General features: G+C 61.4%; 15 protein-coding genes. 8 read left to right on the plus strand and 7 right to left on the minus strand.

Features of this window, described 5'->3' with window-relative positions; translation table 11 throughout:
- Both AB5Y80_RS00815 and nqrM read left to right on the plus strand, forming a co-directional pair.
- On the plus strand, positions 1-1038 hold the full coding sequence (locus AB5Y80_RS00815; protein ID WP_368172413.1) for an FAD:protein FMN transferase: 1038 nt from the start codon (positions 1-3) through the stop codon (positions 1036-1038).
- Positions 1039-1050: 12 nt separating this feature from the next.
- Positions 1051-1275: a (Na+)-NQR maturation NqrM gene (gene nqrM / locus AB5Y80_RS00820; RefSeq protein WP_010673371.1), complete on the plus strand. Its 225-nt coding sequence runs from the start codon at positions 1051-1053 to the stop codon at positions 1273-1275.
- Positions 1276-1355: 80 nt separating this feature from the next.
- Here nqrM and AB5Y80_RS00825 read toward each other — a convergent pair whose 3' ends face one another.
- Complete coding sequence (locus tag AB5Y80_RS00825) at positions 1356-1568, minus strand: hypothetical protein (RefSeq protein ID WP_039040708.1); 213 nt, start codon at positions 1566-1568, stop codon at positions 1356-1358.
- Positions 1569-1786: 218 nt separating this feature from the next.
- Between AB5Y80_RS00825 and dinB the strand changes: the two genes are divergently transcribed.
- From dinB to rlmM, 6 genes are all read left to right on the plus strand, one after another.
- Complete coding sequence (gene dinB, locus AB5Y80_RS00830; protein WP_010673373.1) at positions 1787-2839, plus strand: DNA polymerase IV; 1053 nt, start codon at positions 1787-1789, stop codon at positions 2837-2839.
- 67 nt (positions 2840-2906) lie between these two features.
- Positions 2907-5042: a methyl-accepting chemotaxis protein gene (locus AB5Y80_RS00835; protein ID WP_042015878.1), complete on the plus strand. Its 2136-nt coding sequence runs from the start codon at positions 2907-2909 to the stop codon at positions 5040-5042.
- Positions 5043-5328: 286 nt separating this feature from the next.
- Entirely contained in the window at positions 5329-6249 is a 921-nt protein-coding gene (locus tag AB5Y80_RS00840) for a transcriptional regulator GcvA (protein WP_029313926.1), read from the plus strand.
- Positions 6250-6261: 12 nt separating this feature from the next.
- On the plus strand, positions 6262-6897 hold the full coding sequence (locus AB5Y80_RS00845; RefSeq protein WP_042015876.1) for an alpha/beta fold hydrolase: 636 nt from the start codon (positions 6262-6264) through the stop codon (positions 6895-6897).
- Positions 6898-6940: 43 nt separating this feature from the next.
- Positions 6941-7327, plus strand: coding sequence for a DUF423 domain-containing protein (locus tag AB5Y80_RS00850; protein WP_010673377.1), 387 nt, complete (start codon positions 6941-6943; stop codon positions 7325-7327).
- Complete coding sequence (gene rlmM, locus AB5Y80_RS00855) at positions 7320-8414, plus strand: 23S rRNA (cytidine(2498)-2'-O)-methyltransferase RlmM (RefSeq protein ID WP_041211280.1); 1095 nt, start codon at positions 7320-7322, stop codon at positions 8412-8414. The genes AB5Y80_RS00850 and rlmM overlap by 8 nt, the downstream gene beginning before the upstream one ends.
- A gap of 66 nt (positions 8415-8480) precedes the next feature.
- On the opposite strand, the gene AB5Y80_RS00860 is transcribed toward rlmM, so the two are convergent.
- The 6 genes from AB5Y80_RS00860 to AB5Y80_RS00885 all read right to left on the minus strand — a co-directional run bounded on the left by AB5Y80_RS00860 (position 8481) and on the right by AB5Y80_RS00885 (position 16591).
- On the minus strand, positions 8481-8924 hold the full coding sequence (locus AB5Y80_RS00860; RefSeq protein ID WP_103260657.1) for a hypothetical protein: 444 nt from the start codon (positions 8922-8924) through the stop codon (positions 8481-8483).
- 120 nt (positions 8925-9044) lie between these two features.
- A complete protein-coding gene (locus AB5Y80_RS00865; protein ID WP_010673380.1) occupies positions 9045-10052 on the minus strand; it encodes an isocitrate dehydrogenase in 1008 nt (335 codons plus the stop codon).
- Positions 10053-10194: 142 nt separating this feature from the next.
- Positions 10195-10992 (minus strand): flap endonuclease Xni, encoded by a 798-nt coding sequence (gene xni, locus AB5Y80_RS00870; protein WP_368172414.1) that lies wholly within the window; start codon positions 10990-10992, stop codon positions 10195-10197.
- Positions 10993-11119: 127 nt separating this feature from the next.
- Complete coding sequence (gene ppnN, locus AB5Y80_RS00875) at positions 11120-12475, minus strand: nucleotide 5'-monophosphate nucleosidase PpnN (RefSeq protein ID WP_010673382.1); 1356 nt, start codon at positions 12473-12475, stop codon at positions 11120-11122.
- Positions 12476-12633: 158 nt separating this feature from the next.
- Positions 12634-14235, minus strand: coding sequence for a diguanylate cyclase (locus AB5Y80_RS00880; protein WP_039040701.1), 1602 nt, complete (start codon positions 14233-14235; stop codon positions 12634-12636).
- A gap of 85 nt (positions 14236-14320) precedes the next feature.
- Positions 14321-16591 carry a hypothetical protein gene (locus AB5Y80_RS00885; RefSeq protein WP_368172415.1) on the minus strand — a complete coding sequence of 757 codons (2271 nt, stop codon included), beginning with the start codon at positions 16589-16591 and terminating at the stop codon, positions 14321-14323.
- Between the last annotated feature and the right edge of the window lie 80 nt (positions 16592-16671).

Genomic DNA, 16671 nt, shown 5'->3' on the forward strand with positions numbered 1-16671 from the left:
ATGCACAGCGTTGTAAAGACCTGGCTAGCCTTCGGGCTAGCCTTTTTCTTGACTGGGTGCGGTCAGGAAACGGTCCAATCGAAGCCGGAGATCCACATCACCGGCAGCACCATGGGTACCTACTACTCCATCAAGGTGGCGGATAGCGCCGTTCAGGATGCCGCCAGGCTGCAAGCCGAGGTCGATGTCTTGCTGGAGCGGGTCAACGATCAGATGTCGACCTATCGCCCGGATTCCGAGCTGTCACGCTTCAACCAGCACAAGAGCAATACCCCTGTGGTGGTTTCCCGCGATACCGCGCGGGTGGTGACCGAGGCCATTCACATTGGCCGCGAGAGCCGCGGGGCGCTGGACGTCACCGTCGGTCCTCTGGTCAATCTGTGGGGCTTTGGGCCGGATGCCAGACCGACCAAGGTGCCGTCCGACGAGCTGATCGCCCAGACCCGGCAGAAGACGGGCCTTGGCAATCTGCATGTGATAACCTCTGCCGATGCCGATACCCTGCAAAAGGACATCCCGGACCTCTACGTGGATCTCTCCGCCATTGCCAAGGGGTTTGGCGTGGACAAGGTGGCCGAGTACCTGGAGTCCCAGGGGGCGCGCAACTATCTGGTGGAGATCGGCGGCGAGCTGCGGATCAACGGTGTCAACGGCAAGGGGCATCCCTGGCGTGTCGCCATCGAGAAGCCGACCGTCAATGCCGGTTCCGTACAGGAGGTGATTCTGCCCGGTGACAACGGGGTGGCCACCTCGGGCGAGTACCGCAACTATTACGAGCTGGACGGCAAGCGCTTCTCCCACACCATGGATCCACTGACGGGCAAGACCATCCAGCACCGCCTGGTGTCGGTGACCGTCATCCACCCCTCCTGCATGACTGCAGACGGGTTGGCGACCGTGTTCATGGTCATGGGGCCGGAGAAGAGCCTGGCCTATGCCAAGGAACGGGGGCTGGCCATCTTCACCATCACCAAGACGGATGACGGGTTCGAAGAGGCCTATTCGGATGCCTTCAAACCATATCTGGTCAAGAAGTAAGGGGTAACTTACATGCAGATCTTTCTGATCACCTTCGGGGTGTTTCTGATGGTCGTGGTGGCCATGGCCATCGGCTACATTTTCCAGCGCAAGTCCATCTCCGGCTCCTGTGGCGGCCTGGGTTCCATCGGGATCGAGAAGGAGTGCGACTGCCCCGAGCCTTGTGACAACCGCAAGAAGAAGATGGCCAAGGAAGAGGCCCGTCGCAAGATGCTGGTGGACAACCGCATCATCTAACGGCGGATATCGCTCTGAAGGCAGCCTTGCAACGAAACGAGCCGACCCCTGGGTCGGCTCGTTCTTTATGTGGCATGGGGTCAGTAGTCATATTGGCTGCATGCCTTTGCCTTGAACTCTTTCTTTCGCTTTGCCAGCTCCTCCCTGGTGCCCAGTTCATCCCCCTGCCTGATGGCGGTTTCCAGTATCTCGATGCGCTTGTACAGCCAGCTGCATTCGGCCGTCGGGTGATCCTTGGCCATGGTCGCTAGCGGCAACAGCAGCAGGCAGAGCCCCGCCCGGATGATGCTCATGCTTCTCCTCCTTGAGTCTCGTGTGGATGTGGCCTTGAGAGTCTATGCCGCCGCGCCCGCGCGCAGACTGGCAGAAATGACAGGCTTGGGGTAGCATGGAACGTTCAACTGGTTATCCATACAGTATTTTTGGCGTTCGACACGTCTCCTCGCCGGATGCCCAGGGTCTATCCCTATGATCTGTTCGGGAGGCTGTCGACACAGCAACAGACACGGCCATGCGCAAGATCATTCACATCGACATGGACTGCTTCTTCGCCGCGGTGGAGATGCGGGACAACCCGGCCCTCAGGGAGGTGCCGCTCGCCATTGGTGGCGCCGCCGACCGACGCGGAGTCATCTCCACCTGCAACTACGTGGCGCGCCGCTTCGGGGTGCGCTCCGCCATGCCGAGCGCCCTGGCCAGAAAGCTCTGTCCGCCATTGGTGCTGATCCCCGGGCGGATGGCCGTCTACAAAGAAACTTCGCGCCAGTTGCGCGCCATCTTCCTGCGCTACACCGAGCAGGTGGAGCCGCTCTCCCTCGATGAAGCCTATCTCGACGTGACCCAGAGTCCCCGCTGCGGTGGCAGCGCCACCCTGATGGCGGCGGAGATCCGTGCCGCCATCAGCGCCGAGCTTGGGCTGACGGCCTCGGCCGGTGTGGCGCCGAACAAGTTTCTGGCCAAGCTCGCCTCCGAGCAGCGCAAGCCTGACGGCCTGTTCGTCATTCGCCCCCAGGAGGTGGACGAGTTCGTGCGCCAGCTCCCCCTAGGCAAGCTGCCCGGCATCGGCCGCAAGACGGCAGAGCGGCTGGAGTCCCTCGGGCTGTATTCGTGCGAAGATGCCCGCCAGCTCGGCAACGAGGAGCTGATCGCCCGTTTCGGCAAGCTCGGGGAGATGCTGGCTGGCCGCATCTGGGGGCATGACGATCAGCCGGTGCAGGCCCGGCGGGTGCGCAAGAGCATCGGCGTAGAGACGACGCTCGCCAGCGATGTGCTGGACGAGGACGCCTGCTGGCAGGTACTCAGCCGGCTCATTCCCGAGCTGGAGCAGCGTTTTGCCAAGGCCTGCCCTGCGGAGATGCTGATGGGGCAGGGGATCAAGCTGAAGTTTGCCGATTTTCACCAGACCACCGTCTACCGCAAGGGGAGTTATCAGGCGGCACGTTTCCACGATCTGCTGCACGAGGGACTGCAACGGGCTCAAGGAAAGCCCATTCGCCTGCTCGGTCTGGTCGTTGGTTTGCCCGGAGCGGGTGAAATCAATCAATTAAGCCTGGATCTCTGCTGATTTAGTTAAGTTTTTGTATCCAAAACCGATACAGTGTTCACATCTGTAGACGTTAGGAAATAGTGGCATGAGTTCTCTTTCTGTTCAGGGACGGATCACCCTGATCGCCGGTTGCTGTCTGCTGGCCAGTGCCGTCGCGCTGGTGGCTTCTTCTCTTTTCAACGCGGCCCGCATGCAGGAGCAGGTGCTCACCTCCACCACCCTGGAGGGGCAGCACGCGGCAGAAAACTGGATGCAGGCCATGGGGGCGACCCAGGCAGCCCGGGTGACCAGCTACCTCGATGAGGCTTACTTCAGGGCGACCCTGCTTGCCGAGGGCATCTTGTTCCAGCGCAAGAACGCGGCCGACAACTTCGTTCACTCCGAGGCGCTGCGCAATGCCGTCAACCAGCAGTTGCAGGATGCGGCGGAGTCGTCAGCGAACCTGCTCGGTGTCTATGCGGTATTCGAACCCAACCAGCTCGACGGGGAGGATGACAACTATCAGGGGTCGACGGCGCTCGGCGCCAACGACAAGGGGCGTTTTTCCAGCTATTGGGCCAGGGTCGACGGCAAGGTCAACCTGGAGGTGATGGACGAGGCGATGCTGGCCAACGACAAGCCCTCCGGACACGGCGGTCTTGAGAACGACTGGTACAGTTGCAGCATCCGCAGCAAGGCGCTCTGTCTGCTCGAGCCCTATGTGGACGAGGTGGGGACCCAGCAGGTGTTGATGACCTCGGTGACCGTGCCGCTGCTGGACCAGGGCTCCCTGCTTGGCATGGTGGGGGTCGACATCTCTCTGGGGACCCTGCAGAGCCTGGTGGAAGAGATGGGCCGGACCCTCTACAAGGGGCAGGGCAAGGTGCTCCTGCTCAGCAGTGAAGGGCGGGTGGCCGGCGTGGAAGGGTTCCCGGTCGCCCTTGGCAATCTGCTGGAGCAGCAAGGGTTGGCGCAGGATCTCAAGGGGTGGCTGACCAAGGGAGATGTGGTGACGCGCTGGAGCCCGGATGGCGCACTGTTGCAGACCTTCGTGCCGGTCAGCATGCGCGGTACGGATCGCAAGTGGGGCATCTATATCGAGCTGCCCCGCGCCGTGGTGCTCGCCTCGGCCCTGCAACTGCAAGGGGAGCTTGAGGATCAGGCCCAGCGCAGCGTGGCCACCCAGCTCACCATAGGTGGCGGGATTTCGGCGCTCGCCCTGCTCTGCATCTGGCTGATGGCCCAGCGCATCGTGGCGCCCATCCGCGCCGTGGTGGCACGCCTCAAGGACATCGCCAGCGGGGAGGGGGATCTCACTCAGCGCATCGATCTGCGCAGGGATGACGAGATAGGCGAGCTGGCCAAGTGGTTCAACAACTTCCTGGACAAGCTGCAATCCACCATCAGCCAGGTGATCGACACCGTTGCGGGCACCCGGGCCAGTGCGGCCCTGGCGGCGCAAGGGGCAGCCCGTACCAGCGCCGGCATGCAGTCCCAGTATCAGGAGGTGGATCTGGTGGCGACCGCGTTTGAAGAGTTGAGCGCTACCGCCCTGCAGGTCGCCGGCAATGCCAATGCGGCGGTGGCGGCGGCCGATGAGGCCGACACGGCGGCCCAGGAGGGCAAGTCCGTGGTGGCGCAGACCCAGGAGGCCATGTCCAGACTGATGACGGTGATAAGCGACGCCAAACCAGTGGTGGAACACCTCTCCGCCAACAGCGACAACATCAACGACATCCTGGTGGTGATCCAGGGGATTGCCGAGCAGACCAACCTGCTGGCCTTGAACGCGGCCATCGAGGCGGCCCGAGCCGGTGAGCAGGGGCGCGGTTTTGCGGTGGTCGCCGACGAGGTGCGCAACCTGGCGGGCCGAACCCAGAACGCCATCGTCGAGATCCAGAACCTCATCGGCCAGTTGCAGTCGGGGACGGAGGCGGTGGTGAAGGCGATCCTGACCGGTCATCACCAGGCGGATCTGACCCTCACCAAGGTGGAGCAGTCGGTCAGCGTGCTGGAGCAGATCATCCAGGCGGTCGGCACCATCCACCAGATGAACGAGCAGATCGCGAGGGCCGCGCAGGAGCAGAGCGGAGTGGCGGACGAGATCAATCGCAACGTCAGCAACATTCGCGATGTGAGCCATACCATTCGGGCGGAAGCGGCGACCTCCGCCGACAACGGGCGCGAGCTGTCGCAACTGGCGGACAAGCAGCAGCAACTGGTGGGGCAGTTCCGGGTGTAGGGGAGGATAAGAAAAAAGGCGCCATCCAACCGGAGGCGCCAAACACATTCAGATGACAGACTGGGTTAAATCGACCTGATTTAGCCCTTCTTCCCGCAGAGGAAGAAACACAACACCACAATCACTGTCGACTCACTCACAAAAACCACATGTAAACCAACATGGAAGAGAAGGTGTGAGCCATATGACAACGAATTGCGTGGCGAATTATGTTTATTCACTGGTCGACCCGCAACCGACAATTTATAATGCGCCCCATTAGAAAAATTCATCGTCGGCCGATTCCATGTCTCGTCGTTTACCTCCGCTCAATGCACTGAAAGCGTTTGAAGCCGCGGCTCGTCACTTGAGCTTTACCCGCGCAGCAGAAGAGCTGTTCGTGACCCAGGCAGCCATCAGCCACCAGATCAAGGCGCTGGAGGAGTATCTCGGCATCAAGCTGTTTCGCCGCAAGAATCGCTCCCTGCTACTGACCGAGGAGGGGCAGAGCTACTTCCTCGACATCAAGGACATCTTCGCCTCCATCTCCGAGGCGACCGACAAGCTGCTGGCCCGCAGCGCCAAGGGGGCGCTCACCGTCTCCCTGCAGCCGAGCTTCGCCATCCAGTGGCTGGTGCCCCGCCTGGTCAAGTTCAGCGAACGCCACCCGGACATCGATGTGCGGATCAAGGCGGTGGACATGGACGAGGGGTCGCTGACCGACGACGTGGACGTGGCCATCTACTACGGCCGCGGCAACTGGCCGGGTCTTCGTTCGGACAAGCTGCACACCGAATATCTGATCCCGGTCTGCTCGCCCCTGTTGCTGACCGGCCCCAAGCCCCTGCGCACCCCGGACGATCTGACCCGCCACACCTTGCTGCACGACACCTCCCGGCGCGACTGGAAGGCCTGGTTCCGCCAGCTCGATATCGATGCCCCCAATGTCAATCAGGGGCCCATCTTCAGCCACTCCACCATGGTGATCCAGGCGGCGATCCACGGTCAGGGGGTGGCGCTCGGCCACAGTGTGCTGGCCCAGCCGGAGATCGAGGCGGGTCGTCTCATCTGCCCGTTCGAGCAGGTGCTGGTGAGCAAGAACGCTTTCTATCTGGTGTGTCAGGAGCAGCAGTCCGATCAGGGCAAGATAGTGGCCTTCCGTGACTGGATGCTGGAACTGGTGGAGCAGGAAGAGGCCCGCAGGCGTGCCCGCCTTGCCGATGCCTGAGGAGTTGACCTGGTGACTGACCTGACAAGAGAGGGGGCGAGTGACGCCCCCGTTCGCATTCTGCTGGCCCACGGCGCGGGGGCGGGCATGGAGCACAGCTTCCTGGCCGAGTTGTCGCGACTGCTGGCGGGGCCGGAGATCGAGGTGGTGCGCTTCAACTTCCCCTACATGACCAAACGGGCTCAGGACGGCAAACGCAGGCCGCCGGACAGACAACCCGTGCTGCTGGCTCACTGGCGCGAGATGGTGCGCCAGTTTGCCCATCCCCGGCTGTTTCTGGCGGGCAAGTCCATGGGGGGGAGGATGGCGGCCGAGCTGTTTTGCGAGGGGGGCGACGAGATGGATGCTGCAGGATTGATCGTTCTCGGGTATCCTTTCCACCCCCCGGCCAAGCCCGACGCATGGCGGGGCGAGGTGCTCAAGCAGATCACGACGCCCACACTGCTGCTGCAGGGGGAGCGCGATACCTTCGGTTCCCGCGCAGAGCTGGCCGATTTCCCCTTCTCACCCGCCGTATCGGTCCACTGGCTGACCGACGGGGATCATGGTTTCAAACCGAGAAAGGCGAGCGGCATGAGCGAGCAGGAGAACCTGCGCCTGGCCGCGGAGCGGATCAAGGGTTTTATCGCGGCGGTGGGGCGCTCCTGACCATCTCGAGCGGGTCGAGAGAAGAAGCGTGCAAGGAGAGAAGATGCAGATCCAACGACATTGGCTGGTGCTGGCGGGTTTCTTCGGCCTGACGGCCACCATGCTCGGGGCCTACGGCGCTCATGGGCTGGCGGCGACCGGCATCGCCCCTTCGTTGCTGGCGGCGTTCAACACCGCCGTGCAATACCAGTTTTTCCACGCCCTGGCCCTGCTGGTGCTGGGGTTGTGCGGCGTGCGCGGCAAGGTGATCACCTTCGCGGGCGCCGTCTTTGTGCTGGGGATCCTGGGATTCTCCGGCAGTATTTACGCCATGGTGCTGCTTGGCAGCAAGGGGCTGGGGCTCATCACCCCGGCCGGTGGCCTCTGTTTTATGTTGGGATGGGCGGCTCTGATGTGGGCCGGCTGTCGTCTTGGAGGAAAGAATGAATAATCTGCTGCTTTATTGCCGCCCGGGTTTTGAGAAAGAGGCGGCGGCAGAGATCACCGAGCGTGCCGGCAACATGCAGTGCTACGGCTTTGCCCGGGTCAAGGACGACAGCGGCTATGTGATCTTCGAGTTGTATGACGAGGAGCAGGCCGATCTGCTGGCGCGCAAGCTGCCGTTCCGCGAGCTCATCTTCATTCGCCAGATGCTGGTGGTGACCCACGAGCTGAAAGATCTGGAAATAAGCGATCGAGTCTCTCCCATCCTGGAGGCGGCGAGTGGCTACGCCATCTGCGGAGATCTGCGGGTGGAGACGGCCGACACCAACGAGGCGAAGGAGCTCTCCGCCTTCTGCCGCAAGTTCACCGTGCCGCTTCGCCAGGCGCTGCGCAGCAACGAGATCCTGACCAAGAAGGAGACCCCGAACCGTCCCGTGTTCCACGCATTCTTCCTGGCCAATGACCACCTGATGCTGGGGTACTCCTACTCCTTCAACAACTCTGCCTTCCACATGGGGATCCCGCGCCTGCGCTTCCCGGCCGATGCCCCGAGCCGCTCCAGCCTCAAGCTGGAAGAGGCGTTCTACGTCTTCGTGCCGAAGGAAGAGTGGGACTTGCGCCTGTGCTCCGGACTGAAGGCCGTGGATCTTGGCGCCTGCCCGGGTGGCTGGACCTATCAGCTGGTGCGTCGCGGCATGATGGTGACGGCGGTGGACAACGGCATGATGGCACAATCCCTGATGGACACAGGCCAGGTGAAGCACATCCGTGACGATGGTTTCGTGTGGCGGCCGAGCAAGAAGAATACCTACTGGCTGGTGTGCGACATGGTGGACAAGCCGGCGCGAGTGACACACATGGTGGCCGACTGGTTCAGGGAGAACGACTGTCAGGAAGCCATGTTCAACCTCAAGCTGCCGATGAAGAAGCGCTACGCCGAGGCGGTGCACAACATCGAGGTGCTGCGCGGACTGCTGGCCGAGATCGACAGCGGCTTCATCATTCAGGCCAAACAGCTCTATCACGATCGCGAAGAGATCACGGTGCACGTCTACAACAAGTTCTGGGTCTCCAAGCTGGCACCCAAGTCCTGAAGCAGCATCGGGAACAGGGCATGAAAAAACCGGACGGCGACGTCCGGTTTTTTTGTGTCTGGGTCATCAGAATCGGTAGTCCAGACGCATCATGGACTCGTCGTCGGTGATCTTCAGCTCAATTTGCAGGGGAATGGTCTTGTCACTGGGGTTGAACTGCATCTTGACGCCATCCCCGCGAAGCTTGACCGAGGTGTTGATGCCGCCAGCGTTGAACTTGATCCTGGGCTTTTGCTTTTCGAAGGAGAGGCTGACGCTCTTCTCTGCCGTGAGGTTCAGCTTCTGATAGGGGGTGACCTGCCGATTGCCGTTGCTGTCGGTGGTGATATCCACCCCCAGAGAGAGCGGCTTGGGCTGTTTGAGCAGATCGTTGGTATCCAGGGTGGATTGCCAGGTCTGCTTGGCTGGCGCCTCGTGCTGGGGAGGCGGCGTCAACCAGGCATTGTCGACTGGCCTGTCTAATGCCGGGGCACTGCTGCTGACAATCAGCAAGATGAAAGTAGCACGCATGGTGGATCTCCTTATCCCTCATATCAACATAGTATTCATCTGGCGAGGGAGGTAGGGAGGCGTTGGCATAAAACAAAGGGAGCCGAAGCTCCCTTTTAAAATCATATGGTTGGATTCTATTTATAGACGGTCGATGATGGCCTGGGTGAATTCGCTGGTGGACGCTGTGCCCCCCAGGTCACGGGTCACCCGATCACCGGACTCGATGGTCGCCCGCACGGCCTCGCGAATGCGCTCCGCCTTGTCCTGCATGCCGAGATACTCCAGCATCTGGATGGAGGCGAGGATCACCGAGGTGGGGTTGGCGATGTTCTTGCCGGCGATGTCCGGCGCAGAGCCGTGCACCGCTTCGAAGATGGCGGCCCCTTCACCGATGTTGGCGCCCGGCGCCATGCCCAGCCCCCCCACCAGACCGGCACAGAGATCCGAGAGAATGTCGCCGAACAGGTTGGTGGTGACCATCACATCGAAGCGCTCCGGGTACATCACCAGGTTCATGCAGGCGGCGTCGACGATCATCTCCTCGTTCTGGATGTCCGGGTAGCGGGCCGCGACCTGACGGGCCACTTCCAGGAACAGGCCGGAGGTGGACTTGAGGATGTTGGCCTTGTGGATGATGGTGACCTTCTTGCGTCCTTCCTGGCGCGCCAGCTCGAAGGCGAAGGTGACGATGCGCTCGGCCCCTTCCCGGGTGATGATGCTCATCGCCTCGGCGCTCTGGTTGTCATCGCTGCGCTTCTGGCCGGCACCGGAGTACATGCCTTCGGTGTTCTCGCGCACCGTGATGATGTCGATGTTGTCGTAACGGCTCTTGGTGCCCTTGAAGGAGAGGACGGGGCGCACGTTGGCGTAGAGATTGAACTTCTTGCGCAGGGAGACGTTGATGGAGGTGAAGCCGCCGCCGACCGGAGTGGTGAGCGGGCCTTTCAGGCTGACCTTGTTCTTCTCGATCAGGTCGAGGGTGGCCTGGGGCAGCAGTTCGCCATGTTTTTCCAGGGCTACCAGACCGGCGTCTGCGTATTCGTAGTCGAAGTCACAACCCGCGTGGGTCAGGATCTGGATGGCGGATTCGATGATGCTGGGGCCGATGCCGTCGCCCGGGATGACGGTAATCTTTCTTTTTGACATGAGGCGTATCCACTTCTAGGGAACAGAGGGGGAGGATTCGTCGGCTTTATACCATTTTTGCACCACATCCTCCATGTTTCTTTACATTTTACCCATTTATGTCAACAGGTACGGCCTGTCCTGGGAAATGGTGTGCTGGGGATCACGCCCCGGCATCAGGGACGGGAGGGTAGCGGATCTCCCGCAGGTTGAACCCGAGCGGGATATCGTGCTGCAGCCGGACCAGGCGTTGGGCCAGCAGGGCCTCTTCCCGGTGCTGGCGCAGCTTGAGCAGGGGTCTGGTGGCATCCTCCCGCTCACAGGCCTCCAGCATGGCAGCCAGGTCCCCGTATTGCTGCAGCAACTGGGTGGCGGTCTTGGGGCCGATGCCGGGCACCCCCTTGATGTTGGAGCCGCCGATACCGGTCAGGGCCCAGAAGTCCACAAGCTGGGTCGGTGTAACGCCGTACTGCTGCTGGACGAAGGCGGCATCCAGCCAGCGTTTGTTGAAGTAATCCCGCACCCGGATCTGCGGGCAGATGAGCTGGCAGAACCCCTTGTCGGTGGAGATGATGGTGGCGCTGGCGCCGTGCTGGGCAATGCCGCTTGCCAGGGTGGCGATGAGATCGTCCGCCTCGTCGGTCTGGGAGAGCAGGGCATCCACACCGCACTCCCAGAAGGCGTCCTGCAGGTCGGCAAGCCCTTCTCTCAGCTCATCCGGCATGGGGGTGCGGCCCTCCTTGTAGGGGGGATAGAGCGTCTTGCGCCAGCTGTGGACCTCACCGTCAAAGACCGCGATGGCGTGGGTCGGCTCGCTGGCCGCCAGGAGCTTCTTGCAGGTGTTGATGAGGTTGGCACGGGTGGCGAGCAGGGCCTGAGCCGGGGTCAGTCCCTGCTGGCTCTGCACCGCGTGCAGTCGGCGGATGAGGTTGAGGGCATCGATGATGAGCAGGTGTGGCATGGGGCACTCCGGGCGTCGGGGATTGCCATTGTAACAATGGTGGCGTCTCCTGCTAACCCCGTAGAAGACCAGTCAATGAAAGAGGGGCCCATGGGCCCCTCCGGTGCGGTGCATTGTGATGTCCCGACTATTTGACTATCTCGTAGCAGGGAACGTACTGGCTGCCCGGCAGCTTCATGCGCTGCTGCTTGACGAAGCTTTCCAGCAACCTGTCCATCAGGTGCATCAGCTCCTTGTCGCCGTGCAGCTTGAAGGGACCCTTCTTCTCGATGGCCCTGATGCCCCCTTCCTTGACGTTGCCTGCGACGATGCCTGAGAAGGCGCGGCGCAGGTTGGCTGCCAGCAGCTGGGGCGGCTGGTTGCGATGCAGATCCAGGCTGGCCATGCTGGCGTGATCCGGCTCGAACGGCAGCTGGAACTCGGGCTCGATCCGCAGGGACCAGTTGAAGGAGTAGGCATCTCCCACCGACTTGCGGTATTCGCGGATCTTCGGCATCGCCTCCTTCATCACGCGGGCCACCTCGGGCGCATCGCCGATGATGATCCGGTAGAGACTGGTGGCGGCTTCCCCCAGGGTCGCCTTGACGAAGTCGTCGATGGCGCGGAAGTAGTCGGCGCTCTCTTTCGGGCCGGTCAGCACGATGGGGATGGGTTGGCGATCGTTGGCCGGGTGCATCATGATGCCGAGCAGGTAGAGCAGCTCCTCGGCAGTGCCGACCCCGCCCGGGAAGATGATGATGCCGTGACCCAGACGCACGAAGGCTTCCAGCCGCTTCTCGATGTCCGGCAGGATCACCAGCTCGTTGACGATGGGGTTCGGCGGTTCGGCGGCGATGATGGAAGGCTCGGTGAGACCGATGTAACGGCCGTTGCGCACCCGCTGCTTGGCGTGGCCGACGGCGGCCCCTTTCATGGGGCCCTCCATGGCACCCGGACCGCAGCCGGTACAGATGTTGAGCTCGCGCAGACCCAGCTCGCTACCCACCGCCCGGGTGTACTGGTATTCCACCTCGTTGATGGAGTGGCCGCCCCAGCAGACCACCAGGTTGGGATCGGCGCCGGGCAGGATCGCCTTGGCGTTGCGCAGGATGGCGAACACCACATTGGAGATATGGGTGGAGCTGGTCAGGTTGACCAGACGATTGGACTCGAGCTGGGTCGACACATAGAGAATGTCCCGCAGCACGGAGAACAGGTGCTCCTGGATGCCGCGGATGATCTCGCCGTCGACGAAGGCGTGCTCGGGGGCGTTGAACAGCTCGAGCTTGACCCCGCGCTCGCGCCGGATCACGTGAATATCGAAGGATTTGAAACGTTCCAGTATCTCTTTGGAACTGTCGGTATGGCTGCCGGAGTTGAGGACCGCCAGCGAGCAGTTGCGAAACAGTTGATAGATATCGCTGGAGGCCGTCTGCTTGAGGCGATCCACCTCGAGCTGGGACAGCAGGTCCATGCTGCCCACGGGATTGATGTGTGTAATCATAATTTCCCCTTTCACTCGCTTGTTATCGTTGTGCTTTCCCTGGGGAGAAAACGGGATGCTTTGGCATCCCTCGGGTTCGATAGTAGAGGCAAGGGGGTGGGCAGGGGAATAGGGGGACTGTGCGTTTGCCGCTTTTTTAGCCGCCCCTCAAAGCGGATTCAGGCGAGATTGACCTGATCCCGGCCGGAGTGCTTGGAACTGTAGAGCGCCTTGTCGGCGCGCTCGAACGCATCCGTGGTATGGTCGCCGGTCCGAAACAGAGTGGCACCGATGGAGATGGTGATCTCGACCCTGGCATCGCGAAAGCGGAACGGGATGCTCTTGATGGTCTGACGCAGGTTCTCCAGCGGCTTCTGGTACTTGTCCGGATTGATGTTCGGCAGCAGGACCACGAACTCCTCACCGCCAAAGCGGGCGATGAAGTCGGTGTCGCGCAAGGCGTTCTGCAGGGCCTTGGCAACCACCTTCAATGCCTTGTCGCCGGCCATGTGGCCGTAGTTGTCATTGATGTGCTTGAAGTGGTCGATGTCGATGATGGCCAGGCACAGGGGGGTGCCATAGCGTAGCCAGCGTTTGTATTCGAGCTCGAGCCGCTCGTCCAGGGCCGCCCGGTTGTGTACCTGGGTCAGGCTGTCGAGGAAGAGCTTGTGTTTCTGGATGGTGAGCCGCTTCTTGTACTCGGCGGTCTCGTCCTTCATCAACCTGAGCTTGGCTTCCATGTTGGAGAGGTGGGTGAGCAGGTGGCGCTCGCGGTTGGCCATCTCCTCCCGCTCCTGCTGCAGCCGGCGGATGGTGTCCAGATGCCCAGAAATGGCGCCCCTGAGTATTTGTGGCGAGTCATGGGCTGCCATGGCGCGATCGATGGCGGCGAGTTCCCGCTCCAGCGCCTGTCCGCTGAGATGGGCGGCATTTTGCAGCGCCCGCCCTTCATCCAGGGATTCGGTAAAGCTGTAATGGACCGAGGAGAGGCTCTCGTTCAGGGTGCTGAGAAACGCCTGGGAGGCTTTGCGCTCTTCCCGGGTACCCTCGATGATGAGTTCGATGATCTGCAGGCAGACTTCGGCCAGCAGGGCAGGGGTGATGCCCCCGAGCAACTGGCGGCGGATGTCTGCGAGGCTCTCGCCCACGGCGCCGGCAAAGTCGAGCTCGGTGATGAGACGCTGCAACTCGTCTGAAATTTGGGCATGTGCCTTGACGTCAAAGGAGTCGGTAGGGGCCGGGCTGGAGAGCTCGGTGGGGATCTCCGCCGAAGGGGGGATCAGCGGCTTGCGCGGCAGCAGCTGGATCTTGATCGCCTGCTGGTAGAACTCCAGCAGCCGGATCACCTTCTTCTGGTGATCGCCGATGCCGTAACTCTCCGGGCTGGCGAGAAACTCCTTGAGGGCGCGGCGGGTATCTTCCGGAAACCCTTTGATGGTTTTGAGCTGTTTGCTGCCGAGATCAATGGCTGCCCGGGTCAGGCTGATGGACTCTTCCATGGTGTGGCTGTGCTGCTGCAACAGCTTCTCGATGGCGATCAGATCGGCATCGATGGAGGTGAGCGGAGGGTTGCCTTCAAGTTTCTGCTTGAGCTTGGCGAGCCGGTTGTCGAGCTCGCGATCGTGGCCACGACAGGCTTGCATCAGCTTGCCGATGAACTGGATACTGCGGGTGCGTTCGGCATCGGAGAAGCTCGCCATGCCGTCAAGCTCCTGCTGTTTCTGCTGGAGGGATTCCCTGAGTCTTGCCAGTTGTCCTGTTACGGCAGCCATATCATTCATTCTTCAGGTCGCCCTGTTGTCATTATCGTTTTTGTTTCGTCCAGCAACAGAAAGCCAATCAAAGACCCCGTTGAGTACCTTTTTGTCACGGATTGTCCGCAACCTTCGTCCGTGAAAGCGCAAGCCAGTTAACCCATTGCTTTTCATGAGAAGAATTTACTTTTACCAGTCCCTTGTCAATTGCCATCAAGCAGCATTGCCACACATCTCCGTTAAAAAATGCGGCCTGCTGGCAATCGATGGCAGCCAGCTCAAGCCAGACGCTCTGCTGGCATTTTTCGCTGAGCTGAATGGCACCCGAGAGGGCCAGGTAGCAGAGATCGAACAGGCCGTGGTGATCGAGGGCCATGGCCGCCTTGGGCAGGAAGGGATGACTGACGATGCCGAGGCTGATGCGCCTGTCCAGCGGGTGCTCGCAGGGGAAGGCTGCCAGGGTGTCGAGCAGGGTCTGGGCCAGCTGATGTAACTGGGCCACGTGACGCTGGGGCACCACATAGAGCAGGTGGCCTTCGCGCAGGTCGTAGATGCGGCCATCCTGCGGGGTCAGTTCGTTGACGTAGCGGCCGAAGGCCTGCTCTATCTCGCGGCTGACCTGATAGCCGTGTTGCTCCAGGCTGTTGATCAGGAAGGGAACCCGGAACAGCAGGTAGTGCAGCTTGTCGTCAAATTCGCTGGTGGGGCGTTCGCTCAGGTACCAGCGCTCGGATTTCTGCTGGCGCTTGGCCATCTCCCGTGGCCAGCGGCTCATCAGTCGCTGCCAGTTGGCTAGGCCGCTGCGCGGCTCTACCAGCAGGGCCTCTCCCAGCTGTTTGGCATGAAGGCGTGCGACCCGCAGTTTCAGCCAGAGGGTGAAGAACAGATAGATGAAGAGTGCCAGCAGCAGCCCGGTGCTGACGCTGGTCCAGAGGTATCGCTCCTGCTGGTGCTGGCTGGCGTCGAGTTGCTGTTCCAGCTCCTTGACCTGTTGCACCCGCTCCACCTGGGCGTAGTTGTCGCGCACTGCCTCCTGCTCCAGCGCTAGTTGTTGCTGGCGAACCAGTTCGCTGCGCTGGTGGTAATTCTTGTAGCTCTCCAGGGCCTGCTGGAGGTAACCCTTCTGCTCATAGGCGACGGAGAGCAGGCGGAAGATCTCGAATTGGCGCCGGATGTCCCCAATCCGGTTGGCCAGGGTGAGAGCGTTCTCCAACTGCAGGATGGCGATGCCCGCCTCCTGCTGCTTGAGGTGCAGCTCTCCCAGCAACAGCAGGGTGTCGATGAGCGACTCCTTGTCATCCCCCAGCTCATGGGACTGGCGTGCGGCGTTCAGGTAGTTTCGCGCCAGGTTGAGATTGCCGGTCTGCAGGTAGGTCTTGCCTATCTCGAACTTGAGGTGGGCGATGCGGGTGCGGTTGCTGCTCTCATCCAGCAGGTCGAGGGCATTGAAGAAATAGACCAGCGCCATGTTCATCTCGCCCTGATCGCGGTTGAGGCGGGCGAGCACGATCAGGGCGTCGCTCAGCATGGAAGGATTGCCGAGAGCATGAAAATAGTTGGCCGCCTCGCTGGCGTATTGCAGCGCTTTTTGTGGCTCCTGCTCTTCCTGATAGAGGCTGACCATCTGGTTCGAGAGCAGGCCGAGGAAGAGGGGATCCTGCAGGGGCTTGGCTTGCTGTTGTGCTTCGATGTACTCCCCCAGTGCAAGCTGGGGCTGACCCAGAGCCTGATAGAGATCCCCGCCCACGGCGCTGGTCCAGGCCCTGGCCAGAGGCTGTTTGGCGTGATCCGCCCATTTGCGGGTATCGGCCAGCTGCTGTTTGGCGAGATCGAATTGCCGCTCCTCTATGCTGGCGTTGACGCGCAGCAAGCGGCTGTAGACCTGCAACTGGCTCTCCTTGAGGTCGGGATTGGCCAGCAGTTTGTCGAGTTTGTCGAGCAGGGGGGCCGCGGCGCCATGGGTATGCTGTTGCAGGTTGCGGCTTCGAACCAGCAGATAGAGCCCATGGGCCTGCAGCTCGAACTGCTGCTCTTTCTCGGCCATGGCGATGCCCTGCTCAAAGGACTCCTGTGCCGGTGCGAACTGCCCTAGCTGCTGCAGACACTCCCCCTTGAGCAGATAGGCGCCCGTGGTCTGGGTGGCGGTACCGTAGTTCAGCATCGGCTCGCGATAGCCGTACTCCTGACGGTTGCTGATGATCTGCTTGGGATTGTTGGCCGTGCGTTCGAGGAAGGAGGTGGCAATCTGGGCACATCTGGCGGGATCGGTCAGCACCAGGGTCTGGGCCTGCTGCAGGTCGATGGACAACTGCTCCTTGGCCAGATCCAGATCAGGAGCCGACAGGGAGGACATCATCATTGCCAGAAAAAACAGTTGATTCATTGGATTAAGAACGGCACGGAGGTGCAGGCATGTTATCCAAGCCCACCCCCGCCCGTCCAGAGTTTACTGAGGTGATGCGC

This window comes from Aeromonas sp. R2-1 (assembly GCF_040908425.1).
Taxonomy (GTDB): domain Bacteria; phylum Pseudomonadota; class Gammaproteobacteria; order Enterobacterales; family Aeromonadaceae; genus Aeromonas; species Aeromonas caviae.

Excerpts from the sequence above, each read along its gene's own strand:
- AB5Y80_RS00815 (WP_368172413.1), top strand. The coding sequence starts at position 1 with ATGCACAGCGTTGTAAAGACCTGGCTAGCCTTCGGGCTAGCCTTTTTC.
- nqrM (WP_010673371.1), top strand. The coding sequence starts at position 1,051 with ATGCAGATCTTTCTGATCACCTTCGGGGTGTTTCTGATGGTCGTGGTG.
- AB5Y80_RS00825 (WP_039040708.1), bottom strand. The coding sequence starts at position 1,568 with ATGAGCATCATCCGGGCGGGGCTCTGCCTGCTGCTGTTGCCGCTAGCG.
- dinB (WP_010673373.1), top strand. The coding sequence starts at position 1,787 with ATGCGCAAGATCATTCACATCGACATGGACTGCTTCTTCGCCGCGGTG.
- AB5Y80_RS00835 (WP_042015878.1), top strand. The coding sequence starts at position 2,907 with ATGAGTTCTCTTTCTGTTCAGGGACGGATCACCCTGATCGCCGGTTGC.
- AB5Y80_RS00840 (WP_029313926.1), top strand. The coding sequence starts at position 5,329 with ATGTCTCGTCGTTTACCTCCGCTCAATGCACTGAAAGCGTTTGAAGCC.
- AB5Y80_RS00850 (WP_010673377.1), top strand. The coding sequence starts at position 6,941 with ATGCAGATCCAACGACATTGGCTGGTGCTGGCGGGTTTCTTCGGCCTG.
- rlmM (WP_041211280.1), top strand. The coding sequence starts at position 7,320 with ATGAATAATCTGCTGCTTTATTGCCGCCCGGGTTTTGAGAAAGAGGCG.
- AB5Y80_RS00860 (WP_103260657.1), bottom strand. The coding sequence starts at position 8,924 with ATGCGTGCTACTTTCATCTTGCTGATTGTCAGCAGCAGTGCCCCGGCA.
- AB5Y80_RS00865 (WP_010673380.1), bottom strand. The coding sequence starts at position 10,052 with ATGTCAAAAAGAAAGATTACCGTCATCCCGGGCGACGGCATCGGCCCC.
- xni (WP_368172414.1), bottom strand. The coding sequence starts at position 10,992 with ATGCCACACCTGCTCATCATCGATGCCCTCAACCTCATCCGCCGACTG.
- ppnN (WP_010673382.1), bottom strand. The coding sequence starts at position 12,475 with ATGATTACACACATCAATCCCGTGGGCAGCATGGACCTGCTGTCCCAG.
- AB5Y80_RS00880 (WP_039040701.1), bottom strand. The coding sequence starts at position 14,235 with ATGAATGATATGGCTGCCGTAACAGGACAACTGGCAAGACTCAGGGAA.
- AB5Y80_RS00885 (WP_368172415.1), bottom strand. The coding sequence starts at position 16,591 with ATGAATCAACTGTTTTTTCTGGCAATGATGATGTCCTCCCTGTCGGCT.